This is a genomic window from Dactylosporangium sp. NPDC051541 (assembly GCF_044454505.1).
In the GTDB taxonomy this organism is placed as follows: domain Bacteria; phylum Actinomycetota; class Actinomycetes; order Mycobacteriales; family Micromonosporaceae; genus Dactylosporangium.
Genome location: NZ_JBITDU010000003.1, coordinates 122,325 through 135,960 on the forward strand (window position 1 = coordinate 122,325; position 13,636 = coordinate 135,960).

Below are 13,636 nucleotides of genomic sequence, written 5' to 3' on the forward strand. Positions count from 1 at the left end.
CCGCCCGCAGCCGTCGTGCGTGCAGATGCGGAAGTTGAGGCCTGCAAACGCGCCGCCGAATGCATGATCAACGGTCAAATGGCCGCCGGGTTGGTGGTCATCCAGCCGTCGCTCGCGTGGTCATCCAGCCGCCAGAATGATCAAGCCAGGCAACAGGCTCGCCGCGGGCGCTCGGACGGCAACAGCTGTCAGAGGTCGAGGAAGTAGCGCACCACCTTGCGGATTTCGGCCAGGTCTTCGCCGCCCACTTGGCCGAGTCGCCGTTGGAGACGGCCCGCGTCTACGGACCGCATGTCTTCGGGCCGCGCGAAGCTCGCCTGTCGCAGCCCCGACTGGGCTCCGCTGATTCGAGGCTGCGTCACCAAACCCCGATCATGGCTTGTCAGGGGGACCACCATGACCATGTTGATTGGCAGCGCGTGGAACGCGTTCGACGACATCACGACGACGGGACGGCGGCCGCCTTGCTCGTGCCCGACGGTCGGATCGAGATCGGCCAGCCAGATCTCCCCGGTGCGAACGGCAGTCACTCCCACCATCCGTCAGGGTCGTCCTTGCTCAACGTGTCGCGGTCCGTGCCGCCCTGCCACCCGCGCGACTCGGCCCGATCCGCTGCCCAGGCATCCGGGTCCTCGTCGCGCAGCCTGGTGAGCTGTTCCTGGGCGCGAGCAAAGAAGGACTCCCGTTCGAGCGTCTCAGTCGCCTCGGCCAGGAGTGCCCCCATCGTGGTTCCCCGGTCGCGAGCCAGGACGGCGAGCCTGTCCCGGACCAGCGAGTCAACCTTGATCGTGGTGGTACTCATACCACTTAGTCTACCAAATGGTAGACCGCCTGATTGTGCCGATCGGAGTGGCCCAGCGAGCTACCAGCCGCGGGTGCGCCACTCCTCCAGGGACGGGCGCTCGGCGCCGATGGTCGAGTTCTTGCCGTGTCCGGGGTAGAAGGTCACGCCGTCGTCGAGGCGGTCGAAGAGCTTCGTCGTCACGTCGTGGAACAGGGAGTCGAAGTCGGCCTTGTTGCCGTGGGTATTGCCCACGCCGCCCGGGAACAGTAAATCAGCTCAGCGGGTAACATGCAATGCATGTCGATGCGAGACGCGGTGTACGCCCGGATCTCGGAGGACGACCTCGGCACCGAGAAGGGCGTGACCAGGCAACTTGAGGACGGCCGGGCGCTGTCGGCGGCGCGTGGCGGTCGAGTCGTCATGGAACTGCATGACAACGACGTATCCGCGCTGAGCGGTGCCCCGCGCCCCGGTTACCGGACGCTCATGGACGCCGTGGCGGCCGGGCAAATCGATCGGGTCATCGTCTTCCACACCTCCCGCCTGTGGCGCAACCGCCGTGAACGCACGGAAGGCATTGAGAAGCTGAAGGCCGCGGGCGTGTCGGTCGTTTCGGTGAAGGGTCCGGAATTGGACCTCTCGACGGCCGCTGGCCGCATGATGGCGGGCATCCTCGGTGAGTTCGACACCGCCGAGAGCGAGATCAAGGGGGAGCGCGTAGCCCGGGCCGCATTGCAGCGGGCGCAGGAGGGCCGAGCAAACGGAGCCGCCCTCTACGGATGGCGACGGATCTACACGCGAGACGACCAAGGCCGTGTGACCGGTTTTGGTGACGAGATCGACGAGGACGAGGCCGCCGTGGTCCGGTCGATAGTCGCGAACTTGCTGGACGGGATGTCGCTCCGGGCGGTCACCGAGGACCTCAACGAACGGGAAGTCCCCGCGCCCGGTGCCGGACAGCGGCGCAGCCATCGCGCGAAGGGCCAGGACGAGACCGGTGCCCGTTGGAACAAGACCAGCGTTAAGAAGATCGCGACCCGGCCGGCGAACGTCGCACTACGCGTGCACCACCGCCGCAGGCCGGACGAGGCATTGTTGCCCGCGTCCTGGCCCGCCATCGTGTCGACTGAGGACCACGAGCGTGTTGTCGTTCTCCTGCATGCTCCTGACCGCGGAGTGAAGGCCGTCGCCCGCCCGGGCGCACGGGTACACCTACTGTCGTGGGGGATTGGGGAGTGCGGAGTCTGCGGTGGTCATCTCCGCGTCGGGCGAAAGGGGAACACGAAATACGGAACCCGAAAGCTCTTGTATCTCTGCGATGCGAAGGGGTGCGTCGGCCGCGACCGAGACAGCGTCGATGACATGATCGGCCGGCTGGCGATCAAACGCATGGCGCAGCCCGACGCCGCCAGGCTGCTGGAGCGGAACGACCGGGCGGCCATCGCTGCCGAGCGTCGGGTTGAGACCTTGAAGACCAAACTCTTGAAAGCCGCTGACGACTGGACAGAGGACCGCATCACCGCGGACATGTTGCACCGCATCACCGCGCGGCTGAAGCCTCAATTGGCACAGGCGGAAGCCGCCGCCCGCGCGGTTCCCGTCACGCCGCATGCGGAGCTCGTCATGTCGATGATCGGCGAGAAGTCCGGAGAACGGTGGGCCGGTTTCAACCTCGACCAGAGGCGGGCAGTGCTGTCAACGCTGCTCGTGGCGGTCCGAATTCTGCCCGTCATCCGCAGGGGTCCTGGCTTCGACCCGCGAACGGTCGATCCCGTCTGGCGCGTGCCAATGGACATCGAGGAAACCCCGGGCCGGGCAGCGTCGTAGGCAACCCGGCCAAGGGCTCAGGCGGCGTCGCGCCCCTCATCCTCGCGATAAATTGAGGCCAGCTTCGTGTACTGCTCCAAGGTGAGCGGTGGCGCCTTGCGTACGAGTTCTTCGACATACTGGTCGATTTCCTCCTCGGTCCAGCGTCGCGCGGACCGACCGTTGTCGGCGTCTACCTCCGACTGCGTTGGCTTCGCATTGCTCGCGGTGGCGTCACGTGCCACATCGCGGCGTCGAGGCATTTCCCTCCACAGGTCGGCGGTCGGGTGCGGCAGCTCTGCGGCATTCGGTCTCCTTTCCTCGCAGTGCGATCATGGGGAGTAGCGGGCCTTCGTGACGGTGGAGCCACCAGACCGACTCGGCCGGGGATCGGCCGTCGGCTCGGACGGTGGTGGCGACTGGTACCGGAGTCAGCTGCTGGGCGAGGCGTCGGTGCAGGTTCACGGCTCGGGCGGCGCTGTGCAGCGAGAAGAGCACCGGCCACGGCCGGCCGGTGATCCGTGCGAGCCTGGCGTAGCCCTCGATCTTGTCGATCAGCTTGTGCTGGGGCTCGGTGCCGGTGTCGTACTCCATGAAGAACGAAACCGTGTGGTCACCCTCGGCCCAGATTCCGTGACCGTCGGGACGCACGCTCGCCCTGTACGCCCAAACGTCCACGGGGTCGCTCGGCTCGGCGAAGGCGCCCGTTCCCTGACAGCGAGCCGCAGGCCACCAGCGGCTCAGACGGACACCCTCGTTGGTGCGCGCGTACGCCGCCAAGTCGATGAAGAACTGGTTGATACCAAGGAGATGCGGCAGGTTGGCACGGTTGGTGAGGTGCCAGCGACGTTGCCGTGCCTGGTCCTTGCGCGGCAGGTCTTCACCTCGCTGTGCGGCAACGACTTCGGTGCCGAGCTGCGCGAGGACGTAGTGGTACGGGTACGAGCCACCGTCGGCTCGCTGCGGCCGGAAGCGGTCGACGACCCGGAGCGCGAGCAGCTTCCGGAGCCGTCGCTGGGCGAAGTTGACCGAGGGGTAGAGGGCCGCAGCAATCTGTGTGCTGGTCAACACGCCGTGATCCGATAGCCAGCCGAGCAACACCATGTCTCGCTCGGTGAGTGCCGACTGGACTCGCATGATGGGTTCTGTCAACGGCGCCGCCTTCCGGCATTGCTCCCCGTTGGGAGACCCCCGTTGCAGGGGTCTGTCGGAGCAGTGGCCGACCAGTTCGGCCAGCCGCTGACCTGCGCTGTTGGGTCAGGCTTCGAGTCCTGTGGGGAGTCCTGTTCAAGCGGGACATCCGGCTGTCGATCCAAGCGGACGGCGGTGAGGACATCCGATTGTGGTTCGTGCGACGCGTACAGCAATGGGCACTCCATGGGTCGTGTTGGAGCGCTGCGACGGCATGGTTGCACGCCGGGGTGGTACGGGGCTGGACGGCGACGAGGAGCGGGTGCCAGTAATCGCGACGCGTCGCAGCGGCCGGCCGTTCGTGCTCGCAGCGCACCTCGCGAACGGCAGGGCAGTCCAACACATCGCACTTACCGGATACCGGGGCTCAACTCACCGGCGTGGGTACCTGATTGGAGGTACGCCCGAACGTCGGAGCCGCCCGGTGCCAGCTGCGTGGGCACGAACCCCGGCGGAAAGCTACCAGCCACACGGGATACTTGAACCATGAGGCGGCACGCTCTGCCGATGGTCAAGCGATTCGGCGCAAACCTCAGATGACGCAAATGCTCTAGCGAGGGCGCTCGATGTTGGCGTAGGCCGCAAGCACCGGGATCGCCTCGATCTTCTCTGCGGTCAGGTGGCCGGGGATGATGCCGGTCGGCCGTCGCGGCGGACCGCACACGATCGTTTCTTGCGGGGTCACGATCAGGTCGACACTGAAGTCGTGCTCCGTCTCCGGTAGGTCGTCGTCGACCACCTGGAGCTGATGAACAGTTGTGACGACGGTCGTTTGCGGGCCGATGAGTCCAGCCTCGGCGAGCAGCGCCAGCTCGATGTCCGAGTACCCGGCACCCTTCCCGATCCGCACACCGGCCCGGTTCACCGCCACGCTGCCGCAGACGATGAAGTCGACCGGCCGCATCCGAGCCACAACGACTCGCTCCGCGTGCTCGGCGGCGCCGGCGCTGGTGGCGATAACGTCGGCCGGTGCGCTGAGATTCTCGGGGTCAAGGAGGTAGAAGGGCTCGATCGTGGCGAGCTTCGGCACCGCCATGTACAGCAGCTTGCCCGCGTTCAACGCCGCCACCCGGACGGGTAGCTGGGCGGTGTCGGGGTTGGCCTTGACGACCGTCGCCGAGCGCCAGACCTCGAGCTGGGCAAGGCGCGCGGCAGCCTCCTCGGCGCCGAAGAAGCTGGGGATGTGCCCATGAACGTCTGGCGGCGCCGCTTTCTCGGCCTGGAGTCTGTCCCAAACAAGCTGGCGTACGGCGTTCTTCCGTTCGTCGTTCGCGCTGTTGGGCACAGTTTGGCTCCTAGGCCGTCGTCATCAACGACAACAGCCTATCCGTGACCTCCTCGACAATCGGCTCCCGACGCCATGGACGCAGTTCTCGGGCAGCGCCGAAGACGACGTTCAGTCCACCGCCGCCGCGGGTGCGCTCGCAGACGTCGATGGCCTCATGCAGCCGTGCGGTCGCGGTCTCGATCTGTCCCTGTTGGGTAGCGGCGAGCGCCAGGTTACCCAACACGATCGCCGTCGACTTGCGCTGTTGGGTGAGGTACTGCCGGGTCGACTCCAAGACCTCTTCGGCTCGTTGGGGTCGTCCGAGGAACAACCAGCACGAGCCCGCCAACCGGCCGTACTGGCTCGGGCAGAACAGCACCGCAGCGGGGTCGTTTGGTTCGACGTGCCCGATGTGGTGGGCTGCACACCCTAGGGCGGCTTCACACTGCCGGACGTCGCCCAACATGGCGTGCGCCTCGCCAACATGAAGCCTGGCCAGGCTTGTGATCACGTGGCTCTGGCGTTCGCTTCTGATGGCAGCCCTGTCAGCCAGCGCGAGGCCCGCCGCCGGATTGGCCGATCCGTAGAGCGCGATGTAGCTCTTGCGCAGGAGCGCGTTTGCCTCGACCACGGCATCTGGTACCTGTTGGGCGGCGGTCACCGCCTGATCGAAGTACGCGCCCGCGACGGCGTGGTCCCGCCGCTGTGAGGCGTCCCAGACCAGCTGACCCATCAACGTGGCCGACTCAGCAGTCGCCGCAGCGAGTTCACGCTGGACGGCACCGCCACTCGCGTGTCGGCGAAGGAACGTCACTTGCCCGTGGAGCTGGCCAACGGAGGCCAACGGGAGCGTCGAAGGTGTCGACTCGTACAGCTCATCGAACCGCTGCACCTGCTCGCGTAGGTAAGCGACGGTGACCAGGTCCACTCGTCTCGGGTGCCGGAGCACGTAGCCGAGCCGATCGTCGAGCCGGGCCGGCGGCTCCCCGACATCGGCAACCAGCTCGGCCAGCTCGTCGATCGAGACCTTGAGAGCGTCAGCGAGTCGCGGCCGATGCCAGGGCTGGGGCGTCGTATCCGCACGTTCCCACCGAACAACTGTCGAGCGATCCACACCCACGATCTCGGCGAGGCGCTCCTGGCTGAGCCCGACGGCCTTGCGCCGCTCGATCAGCCGGTATCGCCGACCGGCCATCCCCTGTCTCCTATCAAGTTCTTGGGCCGTGGGCATTGGGTTCATTCACGCAGCTCAAGGCGAGCAGCGCAACAACGATGCAACAGTTCTGCGCAGTCGCCGCAATGGGAGCGGAGCCGCGCAGGCGGTTCGGTGGACAAAGGGCCCGAGGCGGGTGCTGGTAGCTAAGCCCGCTCGCCTCGGCGCCGACCATCGATCTGAAAATGGGAGTGCTTGATGCAGGATCTAGAGAAGCGTATCCAGGATCTAAACGCCGCCCTTGACCGCTCTATGCTGTGTGTCGAGGTAGCCGTCGTGGTCATCCCGCTCATCCGCACCCTGGTCCCGGATTATCGCGACCGCGTGTGCGTCGTTGAGGATATCGTCGACCGTTGGCTCGGGTTGACCCTGGTTGACCGTCGCCAGTACTGCATCGGTGGTGAACTTCGACCCAACGCGCTAGCAGAATTTGCTGGAGACTATTGTGACGAGGTCCAGCAGGGAGTTGTATCGGATGCCGGTTGCTGCGACCGGGACTATTCGCCGATTGAAGAGGAGGTCGTTCTATGTTTGCATTGGTCTGCAAGGGTTCGGAAGTTGTGGAAATGTCGTAATGTATAGCCTGAATGACTTTGGGCGCAAAGGAAATCGAGGCTTCCTCCCGGTCAGCTTGTCGAAGCAGGTGGATCTGGGGCGTGAGTTGAGTTGGCGAGTGTAGACAAGCTGGATGGCGAGGATTCGTTGTAGTCGAAATGGACAGGTGGAACCCGGAAGAAGCGGATGTGAATCGACCAGGTGGGCACGGTTGATATTGCTCAGGACTTCTTGTAAGGCAGATAGAGACTATCGATACTGAGGCCGCGGAGTAGTGCCCCGACAAGCTGTTCGGTGAGATATTCAGGATTTCCGAGAATTTCTGCAGTGCTGGACGTGATTGTCTTTTCGTATATATCCGAGTCGTACGGCTCTACTTCATCCTCGTCCCCGTTTTGAACATAATCGTAAGCAATTGCTGCCCTAATTCCGGTGAGGCGTACGCCGATAGCCCAAGTTCCGTCGTAATCGGCATAGCGATCAGCTAGGTCGGCGGCTACCCGTAGGGTTCCGCACACTAGTCCGAGGATTAGGTTCGGAAATACCACTTGATATTCGCCGGGTTGATCGATGGATCCGACGCGGCGCCACCGAGAGTTGGCGTTCGTAGTTGCCCGACCGCACAGCAGGCTTATGCTGCCGTTCTCCTGTACTTGGAGAACTAGCAAGGAGTCTTCTCGAACAGACCCGTCGTCGCGGATGCCTCTCTCATTAACCATTCCGCGACTACGGCGACGCCAAACACCACTGCCGAGGTCGGGCGAGAAAGATCTTCCTCCGCGCGCGGCGACCGCTTGTCGGACAACGGCATCCAGATCCGCGACTGCGGACATGGTGCTGACGCTCGCGAGTGCGTCATCCGCGGCACCCACTGGGCGGGCGACGAGGTATAGGCGGCCATTCGCGGAAGCTGAGCGGCTCGGCGTTGGATCGCTGGCAGCTACCTCGTTGAGCAACGACACAATGTCTACGCTGGCGGACTTTGCTGCCCGCACGCGCGCCTCGACGCCGCTTCCACGGCTAGAAGCAGGCGCGATGGCTTGGTTGGCGATTGCGGTTGTCTTGACGACACGTTGCGGTTCGCCTCGCTCCATGTCGGGCGCTAAACGCTCCAGCAAAGCCCACATCACCTGCGCGGAAGCGCGGGCGGCGAACTGCTTGTAGCGGTCGTCTTTTCTGGTATCCGCGTGGTCCATCACGCCCTTTACGACAAGCCAAGCGAGCCGTCGGTCGTCAGCGATAGTCGCGATGCTCGCTGCCTCCATCTCGACGGCGGCGATTTTCCGCATGCCCATCGCCTTTAGTCGCCCCCAGACAGCGGGATCGGAGATCACGGCGCTGCCGCTGGCCATGGGCGCGGCGTGAACGCGGAACGGAAGCCGCTGAGGGCCGTCGACGTCGTCGTAGAGCCGTCGCTGCACGAAGTCGGAACCGCTATCAGTTAGAGCAGCTTCGCCGGTGGGCTCTCGTTGGATCAGGCCCGAATTCTCAAGCTTTGTTACACGTTGTTGCCAAGTACCACGCGGGAAGTAAGCATCGCGAGAGGGGTGATTGCGTGGCTGCTGCCCTCGGTGTAGCTGCTCAAGGAACCAGAACAGTGCTTCTTCCTCGCTAGCGGCTCCATAACTTTCCAAGTTGCTGGGGTTGAAGTCCTGCGCAGCACGGAGCCACCGACGCCTCAACCGGAACTGTCTGTGATCGCCCTCGAATCCTGATGGGGACAGCTTTCCTTCGTCCCATTCGTAGACTGGCTCACCCACAACGACATCACCTAGGGCTGTGTCTGTGGGATTGCCGGCGCACACGCCGCACATGACGAGGGACGAAGGTTGCAGGTGATCGACCAGGGACGTAGCAAAGGTTCCGGTAGCTCGACCGCCCATCTGTGTCGGCCGAGCCAGTGCGACTGTAAACCTGGTGTGTCCGTCGACGCGGTATTCGCCTCTCAGGAAGGGCGGGATGCTGTCCATATCGTACGCATTCCATAGAAAAACACCTGAGTCCGTTGGAGCGCTCGCCGTGCCCGCTGCCTTAGCCGCGTCGAACTCCTCCGGGATGGCCGCAATAACCAGTACATCGATGTGGTTGGACGCTTCGTCGCCACCAAGCTGTTCGTCGAAGGTACGAACCGCCGAATTTGGCTCGACAACCGTCAAAGCGGGTTCTGGCTTGGGCTCAGGGCGAGGCTCGCTGGGCAGCCAGTGCTTGAGACGACGGTCCCAGTATGTAGCCAGGTCAGGAACGTGGCGAAACCGGCGAACTTCCCTACCGATGCGGGCTTCCCACGCGTCGGTACCCATCGCACCGAAACTCGTTGACCCCCATCGCTCCACTTGCAAGATCGCGCCGAGTCGCTTTAGCAGCGCCGCGTCCTCTGGCATGTTCAGTCCGAGGAGTGCTGCGGCATCTGCCGCGGTCAGGCTCGCGAGTTGGTGCGGTTGATCAATTGGCGCGTCATGGTTGCGCTGCAACTCGACCGCATGGCGCACAACGTTTAGGAACAGGTTGACTTCGCGGTCTGCGCGTCCAGTCGCAGCGACTCCCGCAATCGTCAGTCCGATCGTTGTTGTTCCTGCGATAGGCATGATGCTGCCGGTGTCGACGCCATAGATTAGACCCGGCGGCAGTTCCGGCAGCAGGTTGGCCGCATCGAGATCCTGCGCACGGTATAGGTGCTGATCAAGTTCATGGAAGTCGGGCCATCGGCCGTTGCGCAACAGCAAGTCCCAGATTGTTTCGAGTACGACCTGCTGAGTCGCGTTGGCCGGCTTCGGCATCGTCACGACGCGATTGTGCGCCATCCGGTCGAGGGCGGCTCATCCAGGTCCAGGTGTGTGTCGCGTAACCTTCCAACCACCTGGCTGCCTGCTGCCAGTCGTGCCATTCGGTTCTTGATCATGCCTGAGGTATCGTGAGTGTTCCTCAGGATGCGGAGCTGCTGGCCGCTTCCGTTGCTCTCAAGTTCGGCGTTGCCGGAGCAGACGGAACTTGTCATTGCGTCACCCCGTCACGCTCACGCTCACTTAGCCTCGATCCACCGATGACCTTTGGGTTCGGTGGCCGATAGGGGCTTGCATCGATGTATGTGGATGTGATGTTCGGCGGGTGTGGTTGTCCCGCCGGGCGCTCCGGTGTGCTCCGTGACGGTGGTTGGGCCTTGGCGGCGGTTGGTCGGGGTTCAGATGCCGGTTGGTGGTGGGTGGATGTGGTCGAAGAGGGATTGCCACGGCTGCTGCCAGGGCCACCGGTCGGGCAGGTGCAGGATGACGCGTCTGGCACGGTGAGCGATCCGGGCGGGGATGTTGATCAGGTGCCGGCGGATGGTCGCGGCTCTGGCGGTGCTGTAGCGGGGTCCGATCAGGGTGCCGGCGGCGCGGAGCACGTTGTGGGCCATGGCGGTCAGGGTGAGCCAGGCGGCGTTGGCGGCGAACCGGCCCGACGGCAGGTGGGCCAGGGGCCCGTCGATGACGTCGGCGAAGACCTGTTCGACGACGGCGTGCCGACGGTGGGTGAGGTCGGCGTCGACGGTCGATTCGTCGGTGTCGGTGAGGAAGACGTGGTGCCGCCAGAGCGGGAACAGTGCTTCCTGCCCGGGCGGGGCGGGGTTGCGTTCCTTGACCCGCCGGACGACGAGCCGGGCGGTGACCTTATGGCTGCTGGTTTCGAACGCGGTGTAGCCGGTTTCGGCGACCTGCGCGTCGGAGATCCAGTCGCCGGTGTCGGGGTCCTGGACGGCGTGGGGATAGCGCACCGGGGTCCACGCGGTGTCGTCGATCGCGGTGACGGCCGCGCGGATCTTCGGGTTGGTCTGCAGGGTCACCGAGTAGTTCACCCCGGCGTTGCGGCAGGCCGACACCACGGCGCCGGAACCGAACGCTGAGTCGGCGCGGACCAGGACCCGGCCGGTTGCGCCGCACGCCCTGGCGGTGCGGATCGCCTGCGTGATCAGTGATGCGGCGCCGCGGCTGGAACCGGCGCTGCCGCCGCGCAGCCGGGTCGCGGCGATCACCGGCGCCGACCGGTCGGTGCTGATCGTGGCGATCAGCGGTGACAGGCCACGCAACCGGACGCGGTACCCGCCGACCTTGGCATGCCCGAACGACGCGCCCTGCTTGTCGTGGCCGTAGACGCGGCGCAGCAACGAGTCCACGTCCACATACGTCTGCGTCGCCGCGCCCGGCAGCAACGGCGTCACCGCGGCGAGAGCGGTCAGCAGGTCCCGGCCCGCGGCCTCCAGCTGCGTGGCGTGGCCCCAGGTGAAGAACCGCAGGAACGACCCCAACGTCGACGGCGCGTATACGCCCGTGAACAGCCGGCCCATACCGCCGTGCCGCAGCACATCCAGGTCATCGATGCTGTCCGCGCCGGCGCACATCCCGGCCACGACCGCAGCGGCCTTCCCACCCGGGTTCGACCCCGTCGACATGTCCGGCCGCACCCTCGCCTCGACCAACCCGGCCAGACCAACCTGCTCGGCCAGGCCCATCACCGGGACCAGCCCCGCGCACGACACCAGATTCTCCTCATCGAACACCGCGCCCACCGCACGGCCGGCATGCAACAATCGCACCTACGAGATGCCCTCTCGAACTGGATGACGGAAGCCTAGAGAACTCCCATCATCCCAGCTCAGAGGGCATTTCCCATACCCCCGACACCATCACATCTCGATGCCCATCGGTGGATCGAGGCTTAGCAGTCGGCGCACATGCCGCTCTGAGATACCGAGGGAAGCCGCAATGTGGGCAGCGGTCGCTGCGGGCCGCTGCTCACGAAGATTCGCGATCGCCTGGCTGGTCTCGGCTGCCGACCGTCGGGTCTGAGTCTTCCGGGTGACTGCCACGCCTGGTCTTTTTTCTCCCGTCGCTGCCGATGAGCCGGTGGACGGCGTGCCGGAGGTCGGTGGCGTTGACGGTTCTATGACTGACCTCACTTCCGCAGCGCCTGTGTTTGTCGAGGTTGAAGTGCGCGCGAGCATCTCGACTACTAATAGGAGAGCTATTGCAGGCCAGGCTGCCACAACTCGCGCGCCGATGGTTGGCGCGGCCGCGGCGATATTGGCGCCGACGCTGGCGGCGACGCCTGCCACGAATGCGATCCGTGCGGACCATCGCACGCGTCCGCCGTGCCGCTTGTCGTCGACCATCACAGTCGTGGCCACGATGAGCATGCCGTCCACCGAGAGCGGCAGGACATACGCTACCTCCGGTCGCTCTCCAAACCTCAGAGCCACGTGGACCATGTGACTCCACGAAGACCAGGCTGCGATCGATGCGACCGCGACGGTACTGGCGGTTCGAGCCAGCCGCATTGCATTCATGGCAGTTCGACAGCGGTGAGATGGAGACGCGTCCGCATGTCCGCGACTGTGTCCGGGGCCAGCGCCGGGCGTCCGCCAATGTCCAGGGCGCATTGGACGTCCGTCCAGTGCGACCACCGCTCGTGCACCTCGTCCTCGGTAAGTCCGGTGGCCGAGGCGAGTTCCGCCAACGTTGCGCCGCCGAGCAGTACCCGGTGCATCGTGATCGGCTGCCATCTGATCCACCAGGACACGACCGCGGCGGACAACGCCAGCTCGGCCAGGGCGTCAGCTTTCGTCGCGGCTGGCGATGCGCGGTGGGCGTGGTTGTAGAGATCGAGTAGCTGTTGGAACGGGTTCCGCTCAGTGGCCGCGGCGAAGGTCGGGGGAGTGGCGCTCATCGGCGGCGGCCCTCGTCGGCGAGGTTGGCCAGCATGCCGATTGTGCGGCGGAAGGCGGTGTACGCCTCGGCGTCGTTGGTTCCGTCCTTATCCTCAAGGACTTCCAGGAGGCCCTTGAGGAGTTCGATCACGTATGGGCCGCGGATTGCGTTTGCGACTGGTAGGCGTAGCAATGTCCACACCAGCAGGTTGGGTGATACAGCCATAGCTTGGACTCCTCGACATAGGGGACAATGTCGGGAGTCCTGAGCTGACGAGCTACCAGCCCCTGGCGCGCCACTCCGGGATGGACGGGCGCTCGGCTCCGAGCGTCGAGTCCTTGCCGTGGCCGGGGTAGATTGTCGTCGCGTCCGGGAGCGGGCCGAAGACCTTCGACTCCAGGTCGTTCATCAAGGAGTTGAAGTCGGTCGGGTTTGTTGTCCGCCCAGGACCCCCGGGGAAGGCTGGTTCGACCGGAACTCCGTCAGGGGATTGAGCCCGGAGGGGCCAGCCATACGGTCGACTGGCCGGTCGTCTTGACCACTTCGTCGAAGTCATGGTCGTAGTGCACGAGGGTCAGCCCGTTCAGGTCGGCCGTCGCTGCGAGCAGCAGATCCACCGCTCCTGCAGAGCGGTGGGTGCCTCGGGCCGTCATGGCGGCTTGGACCTCGGCCGCGCGGACAAAGACCCGCTCCGGCATCGGTACCCACGCGAAGGTGGCGTTGAGCAGCTCTAACCACTCCTCGCGATCAGTCTTCGACCGTGCACTGTGGAGCAGTTCCAGCTCTGTGATCGGGGAGATGCCGACGACGCCCGCGGTGATGTGAGGCTGCCATCGAGCGCGGACGTCATGGTTTCGTGCTAAGCGCACCAACGCGCTGGTATCGACCAGGAAGCGTACTGGGGTCATCTGCGGTATGTGGACTTGTCGAGCAGCTCGTCGAAGGCACCGGCCTCGCCAAGTTCGGCCAGGCGTGCGAGTGCCTTGGCCCGGCGTAGCTGTTGGGCGGTGGAGCGAAGCGCGGTGTTGACCGTGTCTTTCTTGGTCTTGGTGCCGAGCAGCTCGGACGCCTCGGCCAGCGCGTCGTCATCAATGTCGATAAGGACCTTGGTCATCGGACGCTCCCGTATATCTCGACGT

Annotated in this window: 15 protein-coding genes and 2 pseudogenes; 2 read left to right on the top strand and 15 right to left on the bottom strand. The window is 65.0% G+C overall.

What is annotated here, in order from left to right; translation table 11 throughout:
• Window positions 1-188 precede the first annotated feature (188 nt).
• The 3 genes and pseudogenes from ACIA8L_RS14680 to ACIA8L_RS14690 form a co-directional block, all read right to left on the bottom strand.
• Entirely contained in the window at window positions 189-530 is a 342-nt protein-coding gene (locus tag ACIA8L_RS14680; protein ID WP_395904451.1) for a type II toxin-antitoxin system PemK/MazF family toxin, read from the bottom strand.
• The gene (locus tag ACIA8L_RS14685; protein WP_395904453.1) at window positions 527-802 is read right to left on the bottom strand and encodes a hypothetical protein; all 276 of its coding nucleotides are present in this window, start codon (window positions 800-802) and stop codon (window positions 527-529) included. The genes ACIA8L_RS14680 and ACIA8L_RS14685 overlap by 4 nt, the downstream gene beginning before the upstream one ends.
• A gap of 60 nt (window positions 803-862) precedes the next feature.
• Window positions 863-1,057, bottom strand: a pseudogene (locus tag ACIA8L_RS14690) (MBL fold metallo-hydrolase); the annotation flags it as partial.
• Between the two features lie 24 nt (window positions 1,058-1,081).
• Here ACIA8L_RS14690 and ACIA8L_RS14695 point away from each other — a divergent pair.
• Complete coding sequence (locus ACIA8L_RS14695; protein ID WP_395904455.1) at window positions 1,082-2,611, top strand: recombinase family protein; 1,530 nt, start codon at window positions 1,082-1,084, stop codon at window positions 2,609-2,611.
• Between the two features lie 17 nt (window positions 2,612-2,628).
• Here the strand turns inward: ACIA8L_RS14695 and ACIA8L_RS14700 are convergent, their stop codons facing one another.
• The 4 genes from ACIA8L_RS14700 to ACIA8L_RS14715 form a co-directional block, all read right to left on the bottom strand.
• A complete protein-coding gene (locus ACIA8L_RS14700) occupies window positions 2,629-2,835 on the bottom strand; it encodes a hypothetical protein (protein WP_395904457.1) in 207 nt (68 codons plus the stop codon).
• Window positions 2,825-3,742 carry a replication-relaxation family protein gene (locus tag ACIA8L_RS14705; protein WP_395904459.1) on the bottom strand — a complete coding sequence of 306 codons (918 nt, stop codon included), beginning with the start codon at window positions 3,740-3,742 and terminating at the stop codon, window positions 2,825-2,827. Before ACIA8L_RS14705 ends, ACIA8L_RS14700 begins: the two co-directional genes overlap by 11 nt.
• 589 nt (window positions 3,743-4,331) lie before the next feature.
• Window positions 4,332-5,066 (bottom strand): 5-formyltetrahydrofolate cyclo-ligase, encoded by a 735-nt coding sequence (locus ACIA8L_RS14710; RefSeq protein WP_395904461.1) that lies wholly within the window; start codon window positions 5,064-5,066, stop codon window positions 4,332-4,334.
• A gap of 10 nt (window positions 5,067-5,076) precedes the next feature.
• Window positions 5,077-6,243, bottom strand: a complete 1,167-nt coding sequence (locus ACIA8L_RS14715; protein WP_395904463.1) for a helix-turn-helix transcriptional regulator — start codon at window positions 6,241-6,243, stop codon at window positions 5,077-5,079.
• A gap of 216 nt (window positions 6,244-6,459) precedes the next feature.
• On the opposite strand from ACIA8L_RS14715, the gene ACIA8L_RS14720 reads away from it, so the two are divergent.
• Complete coding sequence (locus ACIA8L_RS14720) at window positions 6,460-6,843, top strand: hypothetical protein (RefSeq protein ID WP_395904465.1); 384 nt, start codon at window positions 6,460-6,462, stop codon at window positions 6,841-6,843.
• A gap of 194 nt (window positions 6,844-7,037) precedes the next feature.
• On the opposite strand, the gene ACIA8L_RS14725 is transcribed toward ACIA8L_RS14720, so the two are convergent.
• The 8 genes and pseudogenes from ACIA8L_RS14725 to ACIA8L_RS14760 all read right to left on the bottom strand — a co-directional run bounded on the left by ACIA8L_RS14725 (window position 7,038) and on the right by ACIA8L_RS14760 (window position 13,611).
• Window positions 7,038-9,593 (bottom strand): hypothetical protein, encoded by a 2,556-nt coding sequence (locus ACIA8L_RS14725; protein ID WP_395906263.1) that lies wholly within the window; start codon window positions 9,591-9,593, stop codon window positions 7,038-7,040.
• Window positions 9,594-9,994: 401 nt separating this feature from the next.
• Entirely contained in the window at window positions 9,995-11,386 is a 1,392-nt protein-coding gene (locus tag ACIA8L_RS14730; protein ID WP_395904467.1) for an IS1380 family transposase, read from the bottom strand.
• A 90-nt stretch (window positions 11,387-11,476) separates the two neighbouring features.
• Window positions 11,477-12,229, bottom strand: coding sequence for a DUF2637 domain-containing protein (locus ACIA8L_RS14735; RefSeq protein ID WP_395904468.1), 753 nt, complete (start codon window positions 12,227-12,229; stop codon window positions 11,477-11,479).
• On the bottom strand, window positions 12,133-12,516 hold the full coding sequence (locus ACIA8L_RS14740; protein ID WP_395904469.1) for a hypothetical protein: 384 nt from the start codon (window positions 12,514-12,516) through the stop codon (window positions 12,133-12,135). The genes ACIA8L_RS14735 and ACIA8L_RS14740 overlap by 97 nt, the downstream gene beginning before the upstream one ends.
• Window positions 12,513-12,722: a hypothetical protein gene (locus tag ACIA8L_RS14745; protein ID WP_395904471.1), complete on the bottom strand. Its 210-nt coding sequence runs from the start codon at window positions 12,720-12,722 to the stop codon at window positions 12,513-12,515. The genes ACIA8L_RS14740 and ACIA8L_RS14745 overlap by 4 nt, the downstream gene beginning before the upstream one ends.
• Before the next feature lie 52 nt (window positions 12,723-12,774).
• A pseudogene (locus ACIA8L_RS14750) lies at window positions 12,775-12,957 on the bottom strand (MBL fold metallo-hydrolase); the annotation flags it as partial.
• Between the two features lie 22 nt (window positions 12,958-12,979).
• A complete protein-coding gene (locus ACIA8L_RS14755) occupies window positions 12,980-13,405 on the bottom strand; it encodes a PIN domain nuclease (RefSeq protein ID WP_395904473.1) in 426 nt (141 codons plus the stop codon).
• Window positions 13,402-13,611 carry a type II toxin-antitoxin system VapB family antitoxin gene (locus ACIA8L_RS14760; protein ID WP_395904475.1) on the bottom strand — a complete coding sequence of 70 codons (210 nt, stop codon included), beginning with the start codon at window positions 13,609-13,611 and terminating at the stop codon, window positions 13,402-13,404. Before ACIA8L_RS14760 ends, ACIA8L_RS14755 begins: the two co-directional genes overlap by 4 nt.
• Between the last annotated feature and the right edge of the window lie 25 nt (window positions 13,612-13,636).